The 18,221-nt window shown below is 67.9% G+C and carries 19 protein-coding genes; 11 read left to right on the top strand and 8 right to left on the bottom strand.

What is annotated here, in order from left to right; all coding sequences use genetic code 11:
- Positions 1-44: 44 nt before the first annotated feature.
- Positions 45-1,046, top strand: a complete 1,002-nt coding sequence (locus QRN63_RS12460; RefSeq protein WP_285031024.1) for a glycerophosphodiester phosphodiesterase family protein — start codon at positions 45-47, stop codon at positions 1,044-1,046.
- On the opposite strand, the gene QRN63_RS12465 is transcribed toward QRN63_RS12460, so the two are convergent.
- From QRN63_RS12465 to gatC, 3 genes are read right to left on the bottom strand one after another with little or no spacing between them, the layout of a single operon-like run.
- Positions 1,043-2,074, bottom strand: a complete 1,032-nt coding sequence (locus QRN63_RS12465; protein WP_267316861.1) for an ATP-dependent 6-phosphofructokinase — start codon at positions 2,072-2,074, stop codon at positions 1,043-1,045. The genes QRN63_RS12460 and QRN63_RS12465 overlap by 4 nt on opposite strands.
- Before the next feature lie 60 nt (positions 2,075-2,134).
- On the bottom strand, positions 2,135-3,619 hold the full coding sequence (gatA, locus tag QRN63_RS12470; protein ID WP_285031025.1) for an Asp-tRNA(Asn)/Glu-tRNA(Gln) amidotransferase subunit GatA: 1,485 nt from the start codon (positions 3,617-3,619) through the stop codon (positions 2,135-2,137).
- A complete protein-coding gene (gene gatC, locus QRN63_RS12475; protein WP_267316859.1) occupies positions 3,616-3,915 on the bottom strand; it encodes an Asp-tRNA(Asn)/Glu-tRNA(Gln) amidotransferase subunit GatC in 300 nt (99 codons plus the stop codon). Before gatC ends, gatA begins: the two co-directional genes overlap by 4 nt.
- A gap of 83 nt (positions 3,916-3,998) precedes the next feature.
- On the opposite strand from gatC, the gene QRN63_RS12480 reads away from it, so the two are divergent.
- The 5 genes from QRN63_RS12480 (at position 3,999) to QRN63_RS12500 (ending at position 7,886) form a co-directional block, all read left to right on the top strand.
- Complete coding sequence (locus QRN63_RS12480; RefSeq protein WP_285031362.1) at positions 3,999-4,694, top strand: ACT domain-containing protein; 696 nt, start codon at positions 3,999-4,001, stop codon at positions 4,692-4,694.
- Between the two features lie 90 nt (positions 4,695-4,784).
- A complete protein-coding gene (locus QRN63_RS12485; RefSeq protein WP_285031026.1) occupies positions 4,785-5,396 on the top strand; it encodes a DUF4178 domain-containing protein in 612 nt (203 codons plus the stop codon).
- A 9-nt stretch (positions 5,397-5,405) separates the two neighbouring features.
- The gene (locus QRN63_RS12490; RefSeq protein WP_285031027.1) at positions 5,406-5,822 is read left to right on the top strand and encodes a DUF4247 domain-containing protein; all 417 of its coding nucleotides are present in this window, start codon (positions 5,406-5,408) and stop codon (positions 5,820-5,822) included.
- Between the two features lie 25 nt (positions 5,823-5,847).
- Positions 5,848-6,306 carry a DUF350 domain-containing protein gene (locus QRN63_RS12495; protein WP_285031028.1) on the top strand — a complete coding sequence of 153 codons (459 nt, stop codon included), beginning with the start codon at positions 5,848-5,850 and terminating at the stop codon, positions 6,304-6,306.
- Entirely contained in the window at positions 6,306-7,886 is a 1,581-nt protein-coding gene (locus tag QRN63_RS12500) for a polyamine aminopropyltransferase (RefSeq protein ID WP_285031030.1), read from the top strand. Before QRN63_RS12495 ends, QRN63_RS12500 begins: the two co-directional genes overlap by 1 nt.
- Here QRN63_RS12500 and ligA read toward each other — a convergent pair.
- Positions 7,883-9,955 (bottom strand): NAD-dependent DNA ligase LigA, encoded by a 2,073-nt coding sequence (gene ligA, locus QRN63_RS12505; protein WP_285031031.1) that lies wholly within the window; start codon positions 9,953-9,955, stop codon positions 7,883-7,885. The two genes, QRN63_RS12500 and ligA, sit on opposite strands and share 4 nt — an antisense overlap.
- Positions 9,956-10,117: 162 nt before the next feature.
- On the opposite strand from ligA, the gene QRN63_RS12510 reads away from it, so the two are divergent.
- On the top strand, positions 10,118-10,513 hold the full coding sequence (locus tag QRN63_RS12510) for an MmcQ/YjbR family DNA-binding protein (protein WP_267316853.1): 396 nt from the start codon (positions 10,118-10,120) through the stop codon (positions 10,511-10,513).
- On the opposite strand, the gene QRN63_RS12515 is transcribed toward QRN63_RS12510, so the two are convergent.
- Positions 10,491-11,159, bottom strand: coding sequence for a class I SAM-dependent methyltransferase (locus tag QRN63_RS12515; protein WP_285031032.1), 669 nt, complete (start codon positions 11,157-11,159; stop codon positions 10,491-10,493). The two genes, QRN63_RS12510 and QRN63_RS12515, sit on opposite strands and share 23 nt — an antisense overlap.
- Before the next feature lie 144 nt (positions 11,160-11,303).
- Here QRN63_RS12515 and QRN63_RS12520 point away from each other — a divergent pair, with 144 nt between their 5' ends.
- Complete coding sequence (locus QRN63_RS12520; protein ID WP_285031034.1) at positions 11,304-11,948, top strand: TetR/AcrR family transcriptional regulator; 645 nt, start codon at positions 11,304-11,306, stop codon at positions 11,946-11,948.
- Entirely contained in the window at positions 11,941-12,798 is an 858-nt protein-coding gene (locus QRN63_RS12525; RefSeq protein ID WP_285031036.1) for a metal-dependent hydrolase, read from the top strand. Before QRN63_RS12520 ends, QRN63_RS12525 begins: the two co-directional genes overlap by 8 nt.
- Positions 12,799-12,876: 78 nt before the next feature.
- Here the strand turns inward: QRN63_RS12525 and QRN63_RS12530 are convergent, their stop codons facing one another.
- Both QRN63_RS12530 and QRN63_RS12535 read right to left on the bottom strand, forming a co-directional pair.
- The gene (locus QRN63_RS12530; RefSeq protein ID WP_285031037.1) at positions 12,877-14,202 is read right to left on the bottom strand and encodes an ABC1 kinase family protein; all 1,326 of its coding nucleotides are present in this window, start codon (positions 14,200-14,202) and stop codon (positions 12,877-12,879) included.
- A 43-nt stretch (positions 14,203-14,245) separates the two neighbouring features.
- Complete coding sequence (locus tag QRN63_RS12535; RefSeq protein WP_285031040.1) at positions 14,246-15,370, bottom strand: M24 family metallopeptidase; 1,125 nt, start codon at positions 15,368-15,370, stop codon at positions 14,246-14,248.
- Positions 15,371-15,422: 52 nt separating this feature from the next.
- Here QRN63_RS12535 and QRN63_RS12540 point away from each other — a divergent pair, with 52 nt between their 5' ends.
- On the top strand, positions 15,423-16,373 hold the full coding sequence (locus QRN63_RS12540) for a 5'-3' exonuclease (RefSeq protein ID WP_285031041.1): 951 nt from the start codon (positions 15,423-15,425) through the stop codon (positions 16,371-16,373).
- 72 nt (positions 16,374-16,445) lie between these two features.
- Here the strand turns inward: QRN63_RS12540 and QRN63_RS12545 are convergent, their stop codons facing one another.
- Entirely contained in the window at positions 16,446-17,189 is a 744-nt protein-coding gene (locus QRN63_RS12545; protein WP_267316847.1) for a DUF4333 domain-containing protein, read from the bottom strand.
- Between the two features lie 141 nt (positions 17,190-17,330).
- Between QRN63_RS12545 and QRN63_RS12550 the strand changes: the two genes are divergently transcribed.
- Positions 17,331-18,209: an MBL fold metallo-hydrolase gene (locus QRN63_RS12550; RefSeq protein ID WP_285031042.1), complete on the top strand. Its 879-nt coding sequence runs from the start codon at positions 17,331-17,333 to the stop codon at positions 18,207-18,209.
- The last annotated feature ends 12 nt before the right edge of the window (positions 18,210-18,221 follow it).

The raw sequence follows: 18,221 nt of genomic DNA on the forward strand, positions 1-18,221 counted from the left end.
CCGTCGTTCACCGGCCATTTCCCGGGGCCGGTTAATCTCCCCGGATGCTCGCACGCATCGGCGCCCTGCTGACCACCTTCGCGCTGACGGCCCTGCCCGTCGCATCGGCCGACTCCGACGCCTTCGACCTGCAAGCGCACCGCGGCGGACGGGGCGAGACCACCGAGGAATCGCTGCGTGCGTTCACCAAGGCCATCGAACTCGGTGTCACCACACTGGAACTCGACATCGTCCTCGCCAAGGACGGCGCGCCCATGGTGTGGCACGACCCGGCCATCCAAGCCGACAAGTGCTCCGACACCGGCCCGGCCTTCCCCGGCGACCCGCAGTATCCCTACGTCGGCAAACTCGTGCACGACCTCACCCGAACCCAGCTGCACACGCTGGACTGCGGCAAGCAGCTCAGCGGATTCCCGACCGCTGAAGTGGTGACCGGCAACAAGATCGCCACGCTGGATCAGGTCTTCGCGCTGGCCGATTCGCACCACGCCGGCGTCCGGTACAACGTCGAGACCAAGATCGAAGCCGACAAGCCCGAAACATCGGCCACCCCACAGCAATTCGTCGACGTCATCCTCGGTGCCGTGCGGGCGGCCGGCAAGGTCGACAAGGTCGAAATCCAGAGCTTCGACTGGCGCAGCCTGCCACTGGTCCGTCAGCAGGAGCCCGGCATCCCGTTGGTGGCGCTGTGGGACGAGACCACCTGGGTACCGAACTCGGCGTGGACGGCGGACGTGAATCCGGCGGTGGCCGGCGACCCGATCGCCGGAGCGGCGTCGGTCGGCGCGAACATCCTGTCCCCCGGCTACTCGGTGCCGTACGGACTGACCCCGAAAGATCCGGGGTTCGCACTGGTCGCCGACCGGGCCTTCATCGACCGCGCGCATGCCCGCGGACTCAAGGTGATTCCGTGGACGATCAACGACCCCGACACCATGCGGGCGCAGATCGCGGCCGGCGCCGACGGCATCATCACCGACTACCCGAGCCGGCTGCGCGCGGTGGAGTCCGAACTGGGCATGCCGCTGCCGCGGGCCTACCGCTAGCCGAAGAACTCGGCGGCGTCGTCGTAACGGCTCTGCGGCACGAGCTTCAATTGCCGCACCGCGTCGGCCAGCGGCACCCGGCCGATCTCCTGCCCCTGCAACGACACCATCATCCCGTACTCCCCCGCGTGTGCGGCGTCAGCGGCATTGATGCCGAACCGGGTGGCCAGCACGCGGTCGTGCGGCGTCGGCGTGCCGCCGCGCTGCACGTGGCCGAGCACGGTCGTGCGGACTTCCTTCCGGATCCGCTTCTCGATCTCGATGGCCAGCTGCTGGGCGACCCCGGTGAACTTCACATGCCCGAATTCGTCAATCCCGCCGTCGCGCAACTGCATTGAGCCCTCGGCCGGCCGCGCACCTTCGGCGACGACGCAGATGAAGTGCGAATCACCGCGCACGAAGCGCTGTTTCACCAGCCGGCACACCTCTTCGACGTCGAACGGTTGTTCCGGGATCAGCGTCATGTGGGCACCGGCGGCCATACCGGCACCGAGGGCGATCCAGCCCGCATGGCGGCCCATCACCTCGACGAGCATCACCCGCTGATGCGATTCGGCGGTGCTGTGCAGCCGGTCGATGGCCTCGGTGGCGATCATCAGCGCGGTGTCGTGGCCGAAAGTCACGTCGGTGCAGTCGATGTCGTTGTCGATGGTCTTGGGCACACCGATGACGGGGACGTTCTCCTCGGCCAGCCAGTGCGCTGCCGTCAGCGTGCCCTCGCCGCCGATCGGGATCAGCACGTCGATGCCGTTGTCCTCGAGGGTCTGCTTGATCTGGTCCAGCCCGGCCCGCAGCTTGTCGGGGTTGACGCGCGCCGTGCCCAGCATCGTGCCGCCCTTGGCCAGCAGCCGGTCGTTGCGGTCGTCGTTCTTGAGCTGTTCCCGACGGTTCTCGAGCAGGCCACGCCAGCCGTCCCGGAACCCGACCACCGTCGAGCCGTACCGGACATCGCAGGTGCGAACCACCGCCCGGATCACCGCATTCAGGCCAGGACAGTCACCACCACCGGTCAGCACGCCTATCCGCATGCCCCCATACTGCCCGCTCGCGGGTTCTCGTTCTCGTTGAACGAGCCGGCCGGCTCGCCGCTAGACGGCCGTGGGCAGTGCGCCGCGCGCGGCTTCGTAGGCCGCGCCGACGCGGTACAGCCGGTCGTCGGCCAGGGCCGGCGCCATGATCTGCAGTCCGACCGGCAGGTTGTCGTCCGGCGACAGGCCCGACGGCACCGACATGCCGCAGTGGCCGGCCAGGTTCAGCGGCAGCGTGCACAGGTCGAACAGGTACATCGCCAGCGGATCGTCGACCTTCTCACCCAGGCCGAACGCGGTGGTCGGGGTGGTCGGGGTGACCAGCACGTCGACCTTCTCGTACGCCTGATCCAGGTCGCGGGCGATCAGGGTGCGGACCCGCTGAGCCTGGTTGTAGTAGGCGTCGTAGTAGCCCGACGACAGGGCGTAGGTGCCGATCATGATGCGGCGCTTGACTTCCGGGCCGAAGCCGGCGGCGCGGGTCAGCGCCATGACCTCTTCGGCGCTGTGGGTGCCGTCGTCGCCGACCCGCAGGCCGTAGCGCATCGCGTCGAAGCGCGCGAGGTTCGAGGAGACCTCGGACGGCAGGATCAGGTAGTAGGCCGCCAGCGAGTAGTCGAAGTGCGGGCAGTCGACCTCGGTGATCTCGGCCCCGAGCTCGGTCAGCTGGTCCACCGCGGTGTTGAACGACGACAGCACGCCGGGCTGGTAGCCCTCGCCGGTGTGCAACTGCTTCACCACACCGATCCGTACGCCCTTCAGGTCACCGGCGGCGCCGGCCCGGGCCGCACCCACCACGTCGGGCACGGGCGCGTCGACCGAGGTCGAATCGCGCGGGTCGTGGCCGGCGATCACCTGGTGCAGCAGCGCGGTGTCGAGCACGGTGCGGGCGCACGGCCCACCCTGGTCCAGCGACGACGCACAGGCGATCAAGCCGTACCGAGAGACGGTGCCGTAGGTGGGCTTGACGCCGACCGTCGCGGTCAGCGCGGCGGGCTGACGGATCGAGCCACCGGTGTCGGTGCCGATCGCCAGCGGGGCCTGGAATGCCGCGAGCGCCGCGGCACTACCGCCACCGGAACCACCCGGAACCCGGTTGACGTCCCAGGGGTTGCGGGTCGGGCCGTAGGCCGAGTTCTCGGTGGACGACCCCATGGCGAACTCGTCCATGTTGGTCTTGCCGAGGATCGGGATTCCGGCCGCGCGCAGCCGTGCGGTGACGGTGGCGTCGTACGGCGACCGCCAGCCCTCCAGAATCTTCGAGCCGGCCGTGGTCGGCGCGTCGGTAGTGGTGAAAACGTCCTTGAGCGCCAAGGGAACTCCGGCGAGCGGCGAGGCCAGCGGTTCGCCGGCTGCCACCTGCTTGTCGACGGCGGCGGCAGCGGCCAGCGCCTCCTGGGCACCCACGTGCAGGAAGGCGTGGTAGGTCTCGTCGGTGGCGGCGATCTGGTCCAGGTGAGCCTGGGTGACCTCGGTGGCCGACACCTCGCCGGCGGCGATCTTCTCGCCGAGCGTGGCGGCGTCGAAACGGATCAGGTCGGTCACTGCGCTTCTCCCAAGATGCGGGGCACGGCGAACCGGCCGTCCTCGGCCCGCGGGGCCTCCGCCAGCGCCTGCTCCTGCGCCAGGCTGGCCACCTCGACGTCGGGCCGGGTGATGTTCACCTCTTTGAGCGGATTGCCGGTCGCCTCGATACCGGTGACGTCGACGGCCTGAATCTTGCCGACGTGCGCCAGGATGGCATCGAGCTGGCCTGCGAAACTGTCCAGCTCACCATCGGTCAGGGCGAGCCGGGCCAGATTCGCCAGATGGGCGACATCGTCCCGGGAAATCTTCGACACGTCTAAACACCCTAGTGGGAGGCGGGACGGGCGCAGTCACGGGGAACGGATCCGTGACACGCGCCGCACAGCCACGTCCTGCCATGGCCACGCCGCTGTGCCACAGTTGTCGCGTGTCCTCCTATCTGCTGCGGGTTCAGCTCGAAGACCGCCCCGGTAGCCTCGGCTCGCTGGCGGTGGCGCTCGGCTCGGTGGGTGCCGACATCCTGTCGCTCGACGTCGTCGAGCGCGGCCCGGGATACGCCATCGACGACCTGGTGGTCGAGTTGCCGCTCGGGTCCATGCCCGACACCCTGATCACCGCCGCGGAGGCCCTCAACGGCGTGTACGTGGACAGCATTCGGCCGCACACCGGGCTGCTCGAGGCCCATCGCGAACTGGAACTGATCGACCATGTGGCGGCCGCCAAGGGTAAGGGCGCCCGACTCCAGGTGCTGGCCGACGAAGCACCGCGCGTGCTGCGCGTCGGGTGGTGCGTTGTGGTGTCCGGCGGCAAGGAAGGTGTGCTGCCCCACCGCATCACCGGCAGCCCCGGTGCGCCCGAGACGCTCGCCGACTCGGCGCCGTGGCTGCCGCTGGAACACGCCGCTGCCCTGGACGCCACGGGCGACTGGGTGCCGCAGTTCTGGCGGGACATCGACACCACCCTGGCCGCCGCACCGTTGGGCGACCAGTACACCGCGATCATGCTCGGCCGCCCGGGCGGGCCGGCTTTTCGGCCGTCGGAGGTCGCCCGGCTCGGGTACCTCGCCGGCATCGTCGCGACCATCGTGCGCTGACTGTCGCGTTCACAGCCACTCACCAGTGCGAATGCCGTTACGGCAGCGTCGAAACTGCTAGCGTGGGCCCACATCTCGCTGGAGGGCGCCGTGAGCACATTCCTGATCGTCATCGGCGTCCTGCTGATGATCGCGGCCATCGTCGTCGTGGTGCTCGCGTTCACCCGCGCCAAGAAAGCCGAAAAGCCCGGCGCCCGCCAAGACCCGCTGAAGTCCGGCGAGATGCCGGTGTTCGGACCCAAACAGCTCGGCCCCGGCGCGATCGTCAGCTACGGCGGCGTCGATTACGTGGTGCGTGGCTCGGTGACGTACCGCGAAGGGCCGTTCGTCTGGTGGGAGCATCTGCTGGAAGGCGGTCACGGCGAACCGATCTGGTTCAGCGTCGAAGAGGACGAGGGACGTCTGGAACTCGCGTTCTGGACCAAGCGGCCCGACCTGGCGCTGCAGCCCATCGGCCCGCACACCATCGATGGGGTGCAGTACGACGAGGTCGAGCGCGGGCAGCCGTATTACAGCTGCGAAGGCACCACCGGGCTGCCTCCCAACGGCCAGATGATGTACGTCGACTACACCAGCGCGGGCCACGCCGCACTGCTGAGTTTCGAGCAGTGGGGCCCGAATACGCCGTGGGAGGTGTCGACCGGCACGATCATGTCTCCCGGTGAGCTCACGGTGTATCCCGCTCCCCCCGCCGGCTCGTAGGCGGGCGCCATGACCCGGGGCAAGATGCTGATTCTCGCCGGGGTGCTCGCGGTCGCCTCGGTGATCTGCCTGGCGATCGGCATCAGCACCGCCCGCACCATCCAGTCGTACGTCAAGGATCACTATCAGAATGTCGGCTACAACACCTACCGGTGCGACGGGTCGCCGAGCGACGTGGCCGACGACCTGGCCGAAGCCCACTCGCCGCAGGCACGCGCGACGGATCAAGGCAGCTATTACCTGCGGTACAGCGACTCCATCGTGATCGTCGGTCCGGGGTCGGGGCAGGCCTGCTCCATCCGGATGGAGAGCCTCAACTCCGGATACAACCACGGCAGCTATTTCTTCCTTGGCCCGGGATTCAGCCCGGGATCGCCGTCGCACAGTTCCGGCGGCAGCTCGGGCGGACCCGGCGGCGTCAAGTGACCACACCTATTCCGAGGAGACTCCGATGAATCTGGCCGCCATCGACTTCGGCACCGTCCATACCGACACGGTCATCCAGAACGTGGTCGGCTCGGTGCTGTACTTCCTCGTGGGGGTGCTGGTGCTGGCCGCCGGCTTCGTCATGGTCGACGTGCTGACCCCGGGCAAGCTGCGCCGCCAGGTCTTCGTCGAGCGACGGCCCAACGCGGTGGCGATCACTGCGGCGATGGACGTCGCATTGGCCGCCATCATCATCACCGCGATCCACTCGAGCTCCGACCGGCTCGGGCAGGGCTTGATCGACACTTTGATCTACGGGCTGATCGGCGTCGCGCTGCAGGGCCTGGCCCTGGTGGCCGTGGAGTTGTTGGCGCCCGGGCACTTCCGCAACGACATCAACGCCGAGGAGTTCCACCCGGCGGCCCTGTCGGTCGCAGTGGTGCTGCTGGTGGTCGGCGGTATCAACGCCGCCGCCCTCACCTGATGGTCACCGAGGCCCCGGCGGCCCTCTCGGATTCCGCGCCGGTAATCGGAACCCGTTGGCGCGCACTGCTTCTGGCGGCGGTCGCGGCCTGCGCCGCATGCGGCATCGTCTATGAGCTCGCGCTGCTGACCCTTTCGACGAGTCTCAACGGCGGCGGCATCGTGTCGACGTCCCTGATCGTCGCAGGCTACGTGGCGGCCCTCGGCGTCGGCGGGCTGCTGGCCAAGTCGCTGCTGGGGCGCGCGGCCATCAGTTTCATCGCGGTGGAGACAGCGCTGGGTGTGGTGGGCGGCCTGTCCGCGACGGTGCTCTACGTGACGTTCGCTTTCCTCGGCGACTCGGATTGGGTGCTCGGCGTCGCGACGGCGCTCATCGGCGGGTTGGTCGGCGCCGAGGTGCCACTGCTGATGACGCTGCTGCAGCGCGGCCGGGTGGCCGGGGCCACCGACGCCGGCCGGGTGCTGGCCAACCTCAATGCCGCCGACTATCTGGGCGCGCTGCTGGGCGGTCTGGCGTGGCCGTTCCTGGTGTTGCCCCATCTCGGTATGATCCGCGGCGCGGCGGCCACCGGGATGATCAATTTGGCTGCTGCAGCGTTGGTTTCGGTGTTCCTGCTGCGCCACGTCCTGAGCCGGCGGGAGTTCGTCGCGGCGCTGAGCGCCCTCGTGCTGGCGTTCGCGGTACTGGCCACACTGATGGCGACCGCCGGCGGCATCGAAACGACGTCCCGGCAGCGGCTGTACGCCGACCCGATCGTGGCGTACCAGCATTCGGCCTACCAGGAGATCGTGGTGACCCGCCGCGGCGACGACACCCGGCTGTATCTCGATGGCGGACTGCAGTTCTCGACGCGCGACGAGTACCGCTACACCGAAGCGCTGGTGTACCCGGCGTTGGGCCGGGGCGCGCGCTCGGTGCTGGTAATCGGAGGCGGTGACGGCCTGGCAGCACGGGAATTGTTGCGCCAGAAGGGTATCGACCGGATAGTCCAGGTCGAGCTCGATCCGGCGGTGGTGGCGGTGGCCCGTACCAAGCTGCGCGACGCCAACGCCGGTGCGCTCGACGATCGCCGCGTCCAACTGATTCTCGACGACGCGATGACCTGGCTGCGCGTGCCGCACCCGGACGTCATACCGCCCGGCGGATTCGACGCCGTCATCGTCGACCTGCCCGACCCCGACAACCCGGTCCTCGGCCGGCTGTACTCCACCGAGTTCTACAGCCTCATCGCCCGGGTGCTGGCCGCACAGGGCCTGCTGGTGGTGCAGTCCGGCAGCCCCTACTCGACTCCGATCGCGTTCTGGCGCACGGTATCCACCATCGCGTCCGCCGGTCTCGCGGTGACGCCCTATCACGTGGAGGTGCCGACGTTCGGCGACTGGGGTTTCACCCTGGCCCGCCGCGGTCAACTGCCACCCGCACCGATGGTGCCCAAAGACGCTCCGCCGCTTCGGTTCCTGAATCAGCGGGTGCTTGACGCCGCCACGGTGTTCGCGCCCGACACGGCGCCGCAGCACCTGCCACCGTCGACGCTTGAGCACCCGCTGATCGTCGACGACATGCGGCGCGGTTACCGCTAGTCGTCGGAGCTGTCGACCACCGCCGGCCCCTCCTCCAGCAACCGCCGGAAGCCGTCTTCATCGAGGATCGGCACGCCCAACTCAACGGCCTTGTCGTACTTGGACCCCGGCGCGTCGCCGGCCACCACGTAGGCGGTCTTCTTGGACACCGAACCGGCCGCCTTACCGCCGCGGACCAGGATCGCCTCCTTGGCCTCGTCACGCGAGAACCCGGTCAGCGAGCCGGTCACCACGATCGACAGGCCTTCCAGCGTGCGCTCGATGCTTGCGTCACGTTCGTCGGCCATCCGCACGCCGGCGGCGCGCCACTTGTCGACGATGGCGCGGTGCCAGTCGACGGTGAACCAGTCGATCACGGCGGCGGCGATCGTCGGGCCGACGCCCTCGACGGCAGCCAGCCGCTCCTCGGAGGCTTCGGTGATCGATTGCAGGTCACCGAACTCCGCGGCCAGCGCCCGGGCCGCCGTCGGGCCGACATGCCGGATGGACAGCGCCACCAGCACCCGCCACAGCGGCTGCTGCTTGGCCCGGCCGAGATTGGCCAACAGCCTGGCCCCGTTGGCCGAGAGCTCACCCTTCTGGGTTTTGAACAGGTTGGTGCGCAACAGGTCGTCTTCGGTCAGGTCGAAGACGTCACCCTCATCGGTGATGACGCCGGCGGCCAGCAGGGCGGTGGCCGCCTCGTAGCCGAGGCCTTCGATGTCGAAGGCACCGCGACCCGCGACATGGAAAACGCGCTCGCGCAGCTGCGCGGGGCACGACCGGGTGTTGGGGCAACGGATGTCAGCGTCGCCCTCCTTCGACGGCGCCAGCGTGCTCCCGCACTCCGGACATGTTGCGGGCATGACGAATTCACGTTCGGTGCCGTCGCGCAGATCGACGACCGGGCCGAGCACCTCGGGGATGACGTCGCCGGCCTTGCGGATCACCACGGTGTCGCCGATCAGCACACCCTTGCGCTTCACCTCGGTGGCGTTGTGCAGCGTCGCGAGCCCGACCGTCGATCCCGCCACCGTGACGGGCTCCATGTACGCGAACGGGGTGACGCGGCCGGTGCGGCCCACGCTGACCCGGATGTCGAGCAGCTTGGTGGTGACTTCCTCGGGCGGGTACTTGTACGCGATGGCCCACCGTGGCGCGCGGCTGGTGGCGCCCAAGCGGCGCTGCAGGGTGCGGTCGTCCAATTTGACCACCAGGCCGTCGATCTCGTGATCGACGTCGTGGCGGTGCTCACCCCAGTACGCGACGCGTTCGGCCACCGCCGCGATGCCGGTGACGCGGGTGGTGTGGTCGGACACCGGCAGACCCCACGCCTTCAGCGCGCGGTACGCGTCGTGCAGCGATGCCGGCTCGAAGCCTTCGGTGTAGCCCAGTCCATGGCAGATCATGTGCAGCCGGCGGCGGGCGGTGACCGCGGGGTTCTTCTGCCGCAACGACCCGGCGGCGCTGTTGCGCGGATTGGCGAACGGCGCCTTGCCTTCCTCGACGAGACTGGCGTTGAGCGCGGCGAAATCCTCGACGCGGAAGTACACCTCGCCACGGACCTCCAGCACCGCCGGCACCGGGAATTCGTCGGTGCCGGTCAGCTGCTCGGGGACGTCGGTGATGGTGCGGGCGTTGAGCGTCACGTCCTCACCGGTGCGACCGTCGCCCCGGGTGGCGCCGCGGACGAGCTTGCCGTCGCGGTAGACCAGTGCCAGCGCGACGCCGTCGACCTTCAGCTCGCAGAGGTACTCGAGGTCGCGGCCCAGCTCGTTGGTGAGCCGCGCGGCCCACGCCGTCAGCTCGTCGGTGTTGAAGGCGTTGTCGAGCGAGAGCATCCGCTCCAGGTGCTGCGCCTCGCCGAACTCGGTCGCGAACCCGGCGCCCCCGACCAGCTGCGTCGGCGAATCCGGCGTCCGCAGCTCGGGGTACCGCTCCTCGATCTCCTGCAATTCGCCCAGCAACTTGTCGAATTCACCGTCGGAGATGATCGGTGCGTCCTTGACGTAGTAGCGGAACTGGTGGCCGCGGACCTCCTCGGCCAGTTCCTGCCATTGCCGGCGCACGTCAGGGTCAGGTGAGCTCACCCGGTAAGGCTAGCGAAGGGCACCGACACCAGACCGCGATGATCCCCGACGACGTCCCGCCCGCCACGTGGACCGTGCGCGCGGCCCCGGGTCTCAGCGGCTCCGACGCCTGGTGCGACCGCCAGTCCCCGATCCGCCCTACCGCGGGTTACCGTGGCAACCGTGCCGCATCCGATCATGTTCGACGATGACGACCCCGGCCTGGCAGAGCTGCGCGCGGTCGCGCTGAGCTTTCCCGAGGCCTTCGAGAAGGTGTCGTGGGGCCGGCCGGTGTTCTGCGCACCCAAGATGTTCGCGATGTACGGCGGCAACTCCAAGGCGACGGGCGAGATGGTCGCCTACCCGCATTCACTGCTGGTCAAGGTCGACGAATCCGACCGCGCAGCGCTGGAACAGGATTCGCGCTTCTACTATCCCGCCTACATGGGCCCCTCGGGCTGGCTCGGGCTGGATTTCACCGCGGCGAAGGTCGACTGGGACGAGGTCCGGGAGCTGCTCGACGCGTCGTTCCGACTGGTCGCGACGAAGCGACTGATCAAGCTGCTCGACGCGCGATGAGGTAGGCCTGCGGCGTGGATTCAGCTGCGTCGTCATCGGGTTGCCGCACCATTTCGGCGTGGACGCGAAAACCGCTGCTCGACAACAGATCTGCAGCGACCTCGGGCCGACGGCGGACGAACGTCAACTGCACCGGCTCGCCGTCGAAGTCCGTGAGCACGCGCGGCTCATCACCGACCTGAAATGCCAACAGCAGCACCCCGCCCGGCGCGAGCACCCGGTGGAACTCGGCGAACACCGCAGCCAGGTGCGCGTCCGGCACGTGGATGATCGAGTACCAGGCGCAGAGCCCGCCGACGCTGCCGTCGGCCACCGCGAGGTCGAGCATCGATCCGACGCGAAATGACAGACCGGGATTGTGCTGCCGCGCCTGCGCGATCATGTTGGGAGACAGATCGATTCCCGTGACGTGAAGACCGGCAGCGGCGAGCGCCGCCGTGGCCACGCCGGTGCCGCAGCCCACGTCCAATACATGCGGCGTGGGCATGTTGGCCACCAACTCGGCGAAAGCTCCGATCATGGCGCGATCCACCGGCCTGTCGTCGAGGTGGTTCTGGAAGCGCTGAACGTAGTGCACAGCCGCACGGTCGTAGCCGCCGCGCGTCAACGCGACGAAGTCCGGCTCCACTGCAGCGCTGTCCGTCACGCCGAAGTCACCTCCGCCTCAGGCCATCTGACGATGATGTTAGCCATCAGCAAGTCACCGCGACGCCGGCCACGCCGCACGGACCTCGCCGGGCCAATAACAGGCAGGCTTGCCTGTTTGTTAAATCAGGGCTAACGTCCGGATATGGCAGCCGGCTCCCGCCACCGCAACGCAGACGAACGAGTGCGCATCCCGCGTGCCGAGCGCGTGGCAGCGATGCGGTTGCGTCTTCTGGAGGCCACGTTGTGGTGCATTGTCGACAAGGGCTATGCCGCCACATCGACGAACGACATCGTTCGGCGGGCCAGGGTCTCCCGCGGCGCCCTTGCGCACCACTTCCCCACCAAGGCGGCGCTGGTGAACGCAGCTGCCAGTCACTTGGTAGCCAAGCGCGCCGAGGACTTCGAAGCGCGAATGGCAGGGCTCGATCCACAACAGCGCACCCCGGAAGCAGCGCTGGACATCCTGTGGTCGTACTACGAACAGCCCGAATGCCGCGCGCTGATGGAACTCTCGATCGCGGCCCGCCACGACTCGGAACTACGTGCCTTGATGTCGACCTGGGACGACATGTTCATCGAGATCTTGCGCCAGGAGGGCGCCGAGTATTTCACCGATTCCGCCGCCGAAAAGTCGATGGACGTGTTGCTGCGCACCGTTGCCGCACTCTACGACGGACTGAGCCTGTATGACCTGACTCGCGAGAGTCATCGCAAGAAGATCGCCGAAGTACGCGCCTTTTTCACCGCAATGTTGATCCAGACCACCATCGGAGAATCGCATGGCTGACACCCACCCGCGCCCAATCCGCGCTCGCCGCATCCACTTCGACTACTCGGGCGGTGTCTCTGACCGTCACTACGTCCAGGGCGATTTGGTGCTCAGCCACGTCATCGCCTACCTGTCCTCGACCTTCCCCGAAGGCGAGGAATTCTTCGTGCGGTCGGTGCGCCGCTACGCCGATCAAGTCACCGACCCCGTGCTGAAAGAACAGGTCAGAGGATTCATCGGCCAGGAAGTGACGCATAGCCGCGAGCACATCGCGCTCAACGAACGGCTGCAGCAGTTGGGATATCCCACGAAGTTCAATGACCGATTCACCGGCAGAGCGCTGCGGTGGGATGAGCGCAGATACTCGCCGTTGACCTGCCTGGCGATCACCGCGGCGTTGGAGCATTTCACCGCCGTATTCGCCGAAGCGTTGCTCAGCGACCCGGAGGCGCAGGCTCTGCTCGGCGCCTCCGAGGTACGAAAAATGTTGCTATGGCACGCGTACGAAGAATCGGAGCACCGCGCCGTCGCCTTCGACGTGTACCGTGCGGTAGGCGGCAGCGAGCAGCGTCGCATCTGGACCATGCGCATGGTGACCTGCACGTTCGTCGGCAGCGTTGTGGCATTCACCGCGCTATCGATGCTCGCGGACCGCGCCACCTACCGACCCGCACGCCTGTTCGGCAGCCTGTGGAACCTGCGTCGTACGCCATTTCTGAAACGTTCTGTGCGCCAACGGCTCCGCCAGTACAACACCGTCGGCTTCCACCCCAACGACGTGGACAACACGGACCTGCTGAATCGTTGGCAGCCCGAGTTGTTCGGCGAGACCGGACAACTCGCCGTGGGGACAGGTCAGTACCAGTGAACGCGCCGGCCGCTACCGCGAATCGGTGCGCGCCTGGATCCCACGCCTCACGCCGAATCGGCCGTAGGTGGCGACCCGTCAGTCCTCGCGGAATCCCGGCACCCACTTGTCGACGATCTCGGCGTAGTTGATGGTCGCGTCGAGCTGTGCGGCGATGCCGAGCAGACCACCGAGCACCCGGAACATCATCAGATAGTTGGGCGGCAGGTTCAGCTGGCGGCTGGTCTTGAAGGTCGCCGCGAACTGCTCGCTGCGGATGTCCGCGGCGGTGGCGGCGATGCCTTGCAACCATTTGCGGCTGAAGTGGAAGCTCTCTTGGCGCAACGGTTCGATGTACGGCAGCAGGTAGGCGTTGATCTCTTCGTGAGAGACGGTGGCCCCGGCCGGGATGAACCCCTCCTCCCGAAGGTAGGCGGTCATCTCCTCCCACTTCTCGTCGCGCGCGAGCCGCAGGATCGGCCCGGTCGCCCGCGGCAGTCCACCTTCGTGCACCGCGACGGCACCGAAATCCATGACGCCGAACCGGCCGTCGTCGAGCAGCATGAAATTGCCGGGATGGGTATCGACGTGGAGCAGCCCGCAGCGATACGGGGCGCTGATGGTGACCTCCAGCAACAGGTGCGCGCACCTGTTGCGTTCGTCTTCCGTGCCGCCCGCGATGATCTCAGAGAGCTTGCGGCCCTCCATCCATTCGGTGATGACGACCTTCGGTGACGACGCGACGACCGCCGGGACGTAGAACTGCGGATCGCCCGCGAAGGCCTTGGCGAACGCGCGCTGATAGTCCGCCTCGATGCGGTAGTTCAATTCTTCCTCGGTGCGCTCGATGAGCTCGTCGATGATGCTCTTGACGTCGGCGCCCGGAACCACCTGCTTGAACAGCGTGGTCAGCATGCGCAGCGTCTTGAGGTCGGCGCGCACGGCCTCATCGGCGCCCGGGTACTGCACCTTGACAGCGACGCGGCGGCCGTCGCTCCACACCGCGCTGTGCACCTGCCCGATGCTCGCGGAGGCGACGGGCGTGTCGTCGAACGATTGGAAACGCTCACGCCACTTGGTGCCCAGCTGGGCATCGAGCACGCGGTGCACTTTGTCCGCAGGCAGGGGCGGTGCGTCGCTCTGGAGCTTGGTCAGGGCTTCGCGGTAGGGCTCGGCATACGCCGGCGGGATGGCGGCCTCCATGACCGAAAGCGCTTGTCCCAGTTTCATTGCCGCGCCTTTGAGCTCCCCCAGCACCTGAAAGAGCTGTTCGGCGGCCTTCTCCACCAGCTCGGCGTTGACGTCCTCTTTCGACTTGCCGGCCATACGCTTCCCGACGCCGAGAACGGCGCGACCTGCGATCCCGGCAGGAAGCGTTGCCAGCTTGGCGGCGCGTCCCGTGCGGCCACGGCGGATTTCAGCCATGGCGTCGATCTTGTCTTCCTTAGCCGATCTTGACAACAGCCCGCTACAAAACCGGGACAACCACCAGTTCGTGCGGCTGGTTGTTCATCGACACGCAGCCGTCGTCGGTGACGACGACAATGTCCTCGATCCGGGCACCCCACTGCCCCGCGAAGTACACCCCGGGCTCGACGCTGAACGCCATGCCCGGCTCCAGCGTCAACGCATTGCCCGCCACGATGTAGGGCTCCTCATGGACAGACAGGCCGATGCCGTGTCCGGTGCGGTGCACGAACACGTCGGCCAGTCCTTCGGCGGCCAGCACGTCGCGGGCCTCAGCGTCGATCTGCTCGGCCGTCATGCCGGGCCGGACCGCGGCCACCGCCGCCGCCTGCGCGCGCTGCAACACCGAATACTGTTGCACCACCACAGGATCGGGCTCACCGATGCTGTAGGTCCTGGTGCAGTCCGAGTTGTAGCCCGGCTCGACCGGCCCGCCGATGTCGACGACGACGATGTCACCGACCTGCAGTTCACGATCCGAGCATTCGTGGTGCGGATCGGCCCCGTTCGGCCCGGACCCGACGATGATGAACGCCACCTCCGAATGGCCCTCGGCGACAATCGCTTCGGCGATGTCGGCGGCGACGTCGACCTCGGTACGGCCCGGCACCAGGAACTCGGGCACCCGCGCATGGACGCGGTCGATGGCCGCGCCGGCCTTGGTCAGAGCGTCGATCTCACTGGGGTCCTTGATCATTCGCAGCTGCCGCAGCACATCGGTCGCCAGCACCGGCACCGCGCCGAGGACCGAGGCCAGCGGGAGCAGATGCAAGGCGGGCATGGCGTCGGTGACGGCCACCAGCTTCCCCGGCAGCGCCGCGGCGACCGACGCGTAGGGGTCGTCGCCGTCGACCCAATCCCGAACCGCGAGGCCCAGTTCCAGGATCGCCGACTCTTTCAGCGAGGCGAGCTCGAGCCGCGGCACGACGACCGTCGGCGTCGATCCGTCGGCCGGCACCACGAGCGCAGTCAGCCGCTCGAAGGTCTGCGCCCGCGACCCCACCAGGTACCGGAGGTCATATCCCGGCGTGATGACCAGTCCGGCCAGGCCGGCGGCCTGCGCAGCCGCGGCGGCCGAGCGCAGACGCGCGGCATAGACGTCGGTGTTGAATCGCGCTGAACTCATGGCAATAGGCTAGTGCGATGCTGATCGACACCCGTGACAGGCGGGCCTGAACATGAACCAGCCGATCCTTCTGCTCGACGGCGCCAGCATGTGGTTCCGGTCGTACTTCGGGGTGCCGTCCTCGATCACCGCGCCCGACGGCCGCCCCGTCAACGCGGTCCGCGGCTTCATCGACAACATCGCCGCCCTGGTCACCCAGCACCGTCCCGGCCGTCTGGTGGTGTGCCTGGACCTCGACTGGCGGCCGCAGTGGCGTGTCGACCTGATCCCGTCCTACAAGACGCACCGCGTGCTCGAGGAGCATCCAGATGGCGAGCCCGACATCGAGGAAGTGCCCGACGACCTGACGCCCCAGGTCGCCATGATCATGGAGTTGCTCGACGCGTTCGGCATCGCCACCGCCGGCGCACCTGGCTTCGAGGCCGACGACGTGCTCGGCACGCTGGCAACCCGGGAACAGACCGACCCCGCGATCGTCGTCAGCGGTGACCGCGACCTGCTGCAGCTCGCCAGCGATGACGGACCTGGAATCAGGGTGTTCTATATCGGTCGCGGCCTGGCCAAGGCGGTGCTGTACGGGCCGGCCGAGGTCGCCGAGACCTATGGCGTCCCGCTGGATCGCGCCGGTGCGGCATACGCCGAACTCGCCCTGCTGCGCGGCGATGCGTCCGACGGTCTGCCAGGCGTCGCCGGTATCGGCGAGAAGACGGCGGCCACTCTCTTGCAGACCTATGGTTCACTGGCCGCGATCGAGGCGGCGGCCCAGGACCCGACCTCCAAAATGGCTGCGGCGCAACGTAAGAAACTGCTGGCCGCGGCGGACTACATCACGGCCGCGCTGCCAGTCGTCCTCGTGGCGACCGATGCGCCGGTGTCGCTGTCGACGGAGTCCGACGCCCTGCCACTGGCTGCCCGCGACCCGCAGCGCATGGCCGACCTGGCCGGCAAGTACGGCGTCGTCAACTCGGTCGCCCGGCTACAGAAGGCGCTCGACAAGCTGTAGCTCGCGAACAGACGTGAAAACCCCCATTTCGACTTGAAAATGGGGGTTTTCACGTCTGCTCGGCAGAGGAAGCTACTTCGGGCGGCCGACCTCGTAGGTGCCCTTGTCGTCCTTGAAGGTGACCTTGACGGTGCGCTTGGTGCCGTCGATGTTGACGTCACAGTCGAACGTCTGCCCGGACTTGACCTCAGGGTCGGTGCCGTTGTTGCACTTGACGTCCTTGACGTTCTTCGCGCCGTAGCCGTTGGTCTCGTCGGTCAGGATCTTCTGCACGCCCGACTGCGCGGCATTGATGTCGAGCTTGGTGGTGACGAAGAAGCCCGGCCACAGGAACCCGAGGACGCCGACGACCGCGACGATGACCGCAGCCACGACGCCACCGATGATCAGCAGCGTCTTGCTGCTGGCCTTCTTGGCGGCCGGGCCGCCGAACTGCTGGTCGAACTGCTGACCCGCGGCACCCTCACCGAACTGCGGCTGCCCGTACTGACCGGGCTGGCCGTACTGAGGCTGCCCGTATTGTCCCGGCTGGCCGTACTGCGGCTGGCCGTAGGCACCCGGCTGCGGGTAACCCTGTTGCGGGTAACCCGGGTACTGCTGCTGGGGGTAGCCCGGAACCTGCTGTGCCCCAGGCTGCGCGGCGCCGGGCTGCACCGCCGGGTACTGCTGCTGGTACTGCTCCGGGTTGTAGGCCGGCTGCTGTCCCCAAGCCGGGGCGGCAGTGGTCGGCTGCTCGGCGCCGGACGCCGGCTGACCCCAAGCGGGCTGCTGACCTTGCCACTGCTGTGACGGATCAGTTCCCTCTGGACCGCTCATCGTCTCTCCTCGGTGCTCTACGACTCGGATGTCATCCGGGCTGCTGGTCAACCACACTACCGGTGCCGCCGTTCCGGGATGACCTGCACGCGGGGCGCGTGTCTGGGCATTACCTGACCCGGCCGGCCTTAGTGTCGCGGTATGACGGACCAAATCCGGCTCGGCAACGCCATCTTGACCCGCGTCGCGGAAACCCAGGTGCAAATCCCCACCACACTGTGGCCGTCGACCCCGCCGGAGGCCTGGCACGACGAGGCCGAACTGCTGGCGCCGCGGTTCTGGAACCCCGAGACCGACCTGTTCCGGATCGCGATCCAGAGCTGGGTGCTGCAGGTGGACGGACTGACCATCGTCATCGACACCGGCGCCGGCAATGATCGGCACCGGCCACATATGCTGCCGCTGGATCACCTCAGCACCCCGTTCCTCGACAACATGCGGGCCGCCGGCATCGACCCGGCTGACGTCGACGTCGTCCTCAATACGCACCTGCACACCGATCACGTCGGCTGGAACACCCAACTGGTCGACGGCGCCTGGGTCCCCACGTTCCCCAACGCCCGGTACCTGATGCCCGAGGCCGACTACCGGTTCTTTGCGCCCGACAACCCCGAGACCACCGAGGAGATGCGAACGGTGTTCGAGGACAGCGTGATCCCTGTGGCCGGCCAGACCGAACAGTTCTCCGGCGACTTTCAGCTGAGCGAGTCGGTGTGGCTGCGCCCTGCCCCCGGTCATACCCCCGGCTCGTCGGTGCTGTGGCTCGATGCCGGCAAGCCGGCGGTGTTCGTCGGCGATCTGACGCACTGTCCGATCCAGATTCCCCGGCCCGATGATCCGTGCGCGTTCGACGTCAACGCGGCCGAGGCGACCGTCACCCGCAAGCGGGTGTTCACCGAGGCGTCCCGGCGAAGGGCGACGGTCGTGCCGGCGCACTATGCCGGCCGCGGCGGCGCGACCATCGTGGCGCGCGGCGATCGGTTCATGGTCGACGACTGGCTGGATCTGAGTCTGGCCTGAGCCGGCGGCAGG

The sequence above is a fragment of the Mycolicibacterium sp. lyk4-40-TYG-92 genome, from assembly GCF_030209435.1.
In the GTDB taxonomy this organism is placed as follows: Bacteria; Actinomycetota; Actinomycetes; order Mycobacteriales; family Mycobacteriaceae; genus Mycobacterium.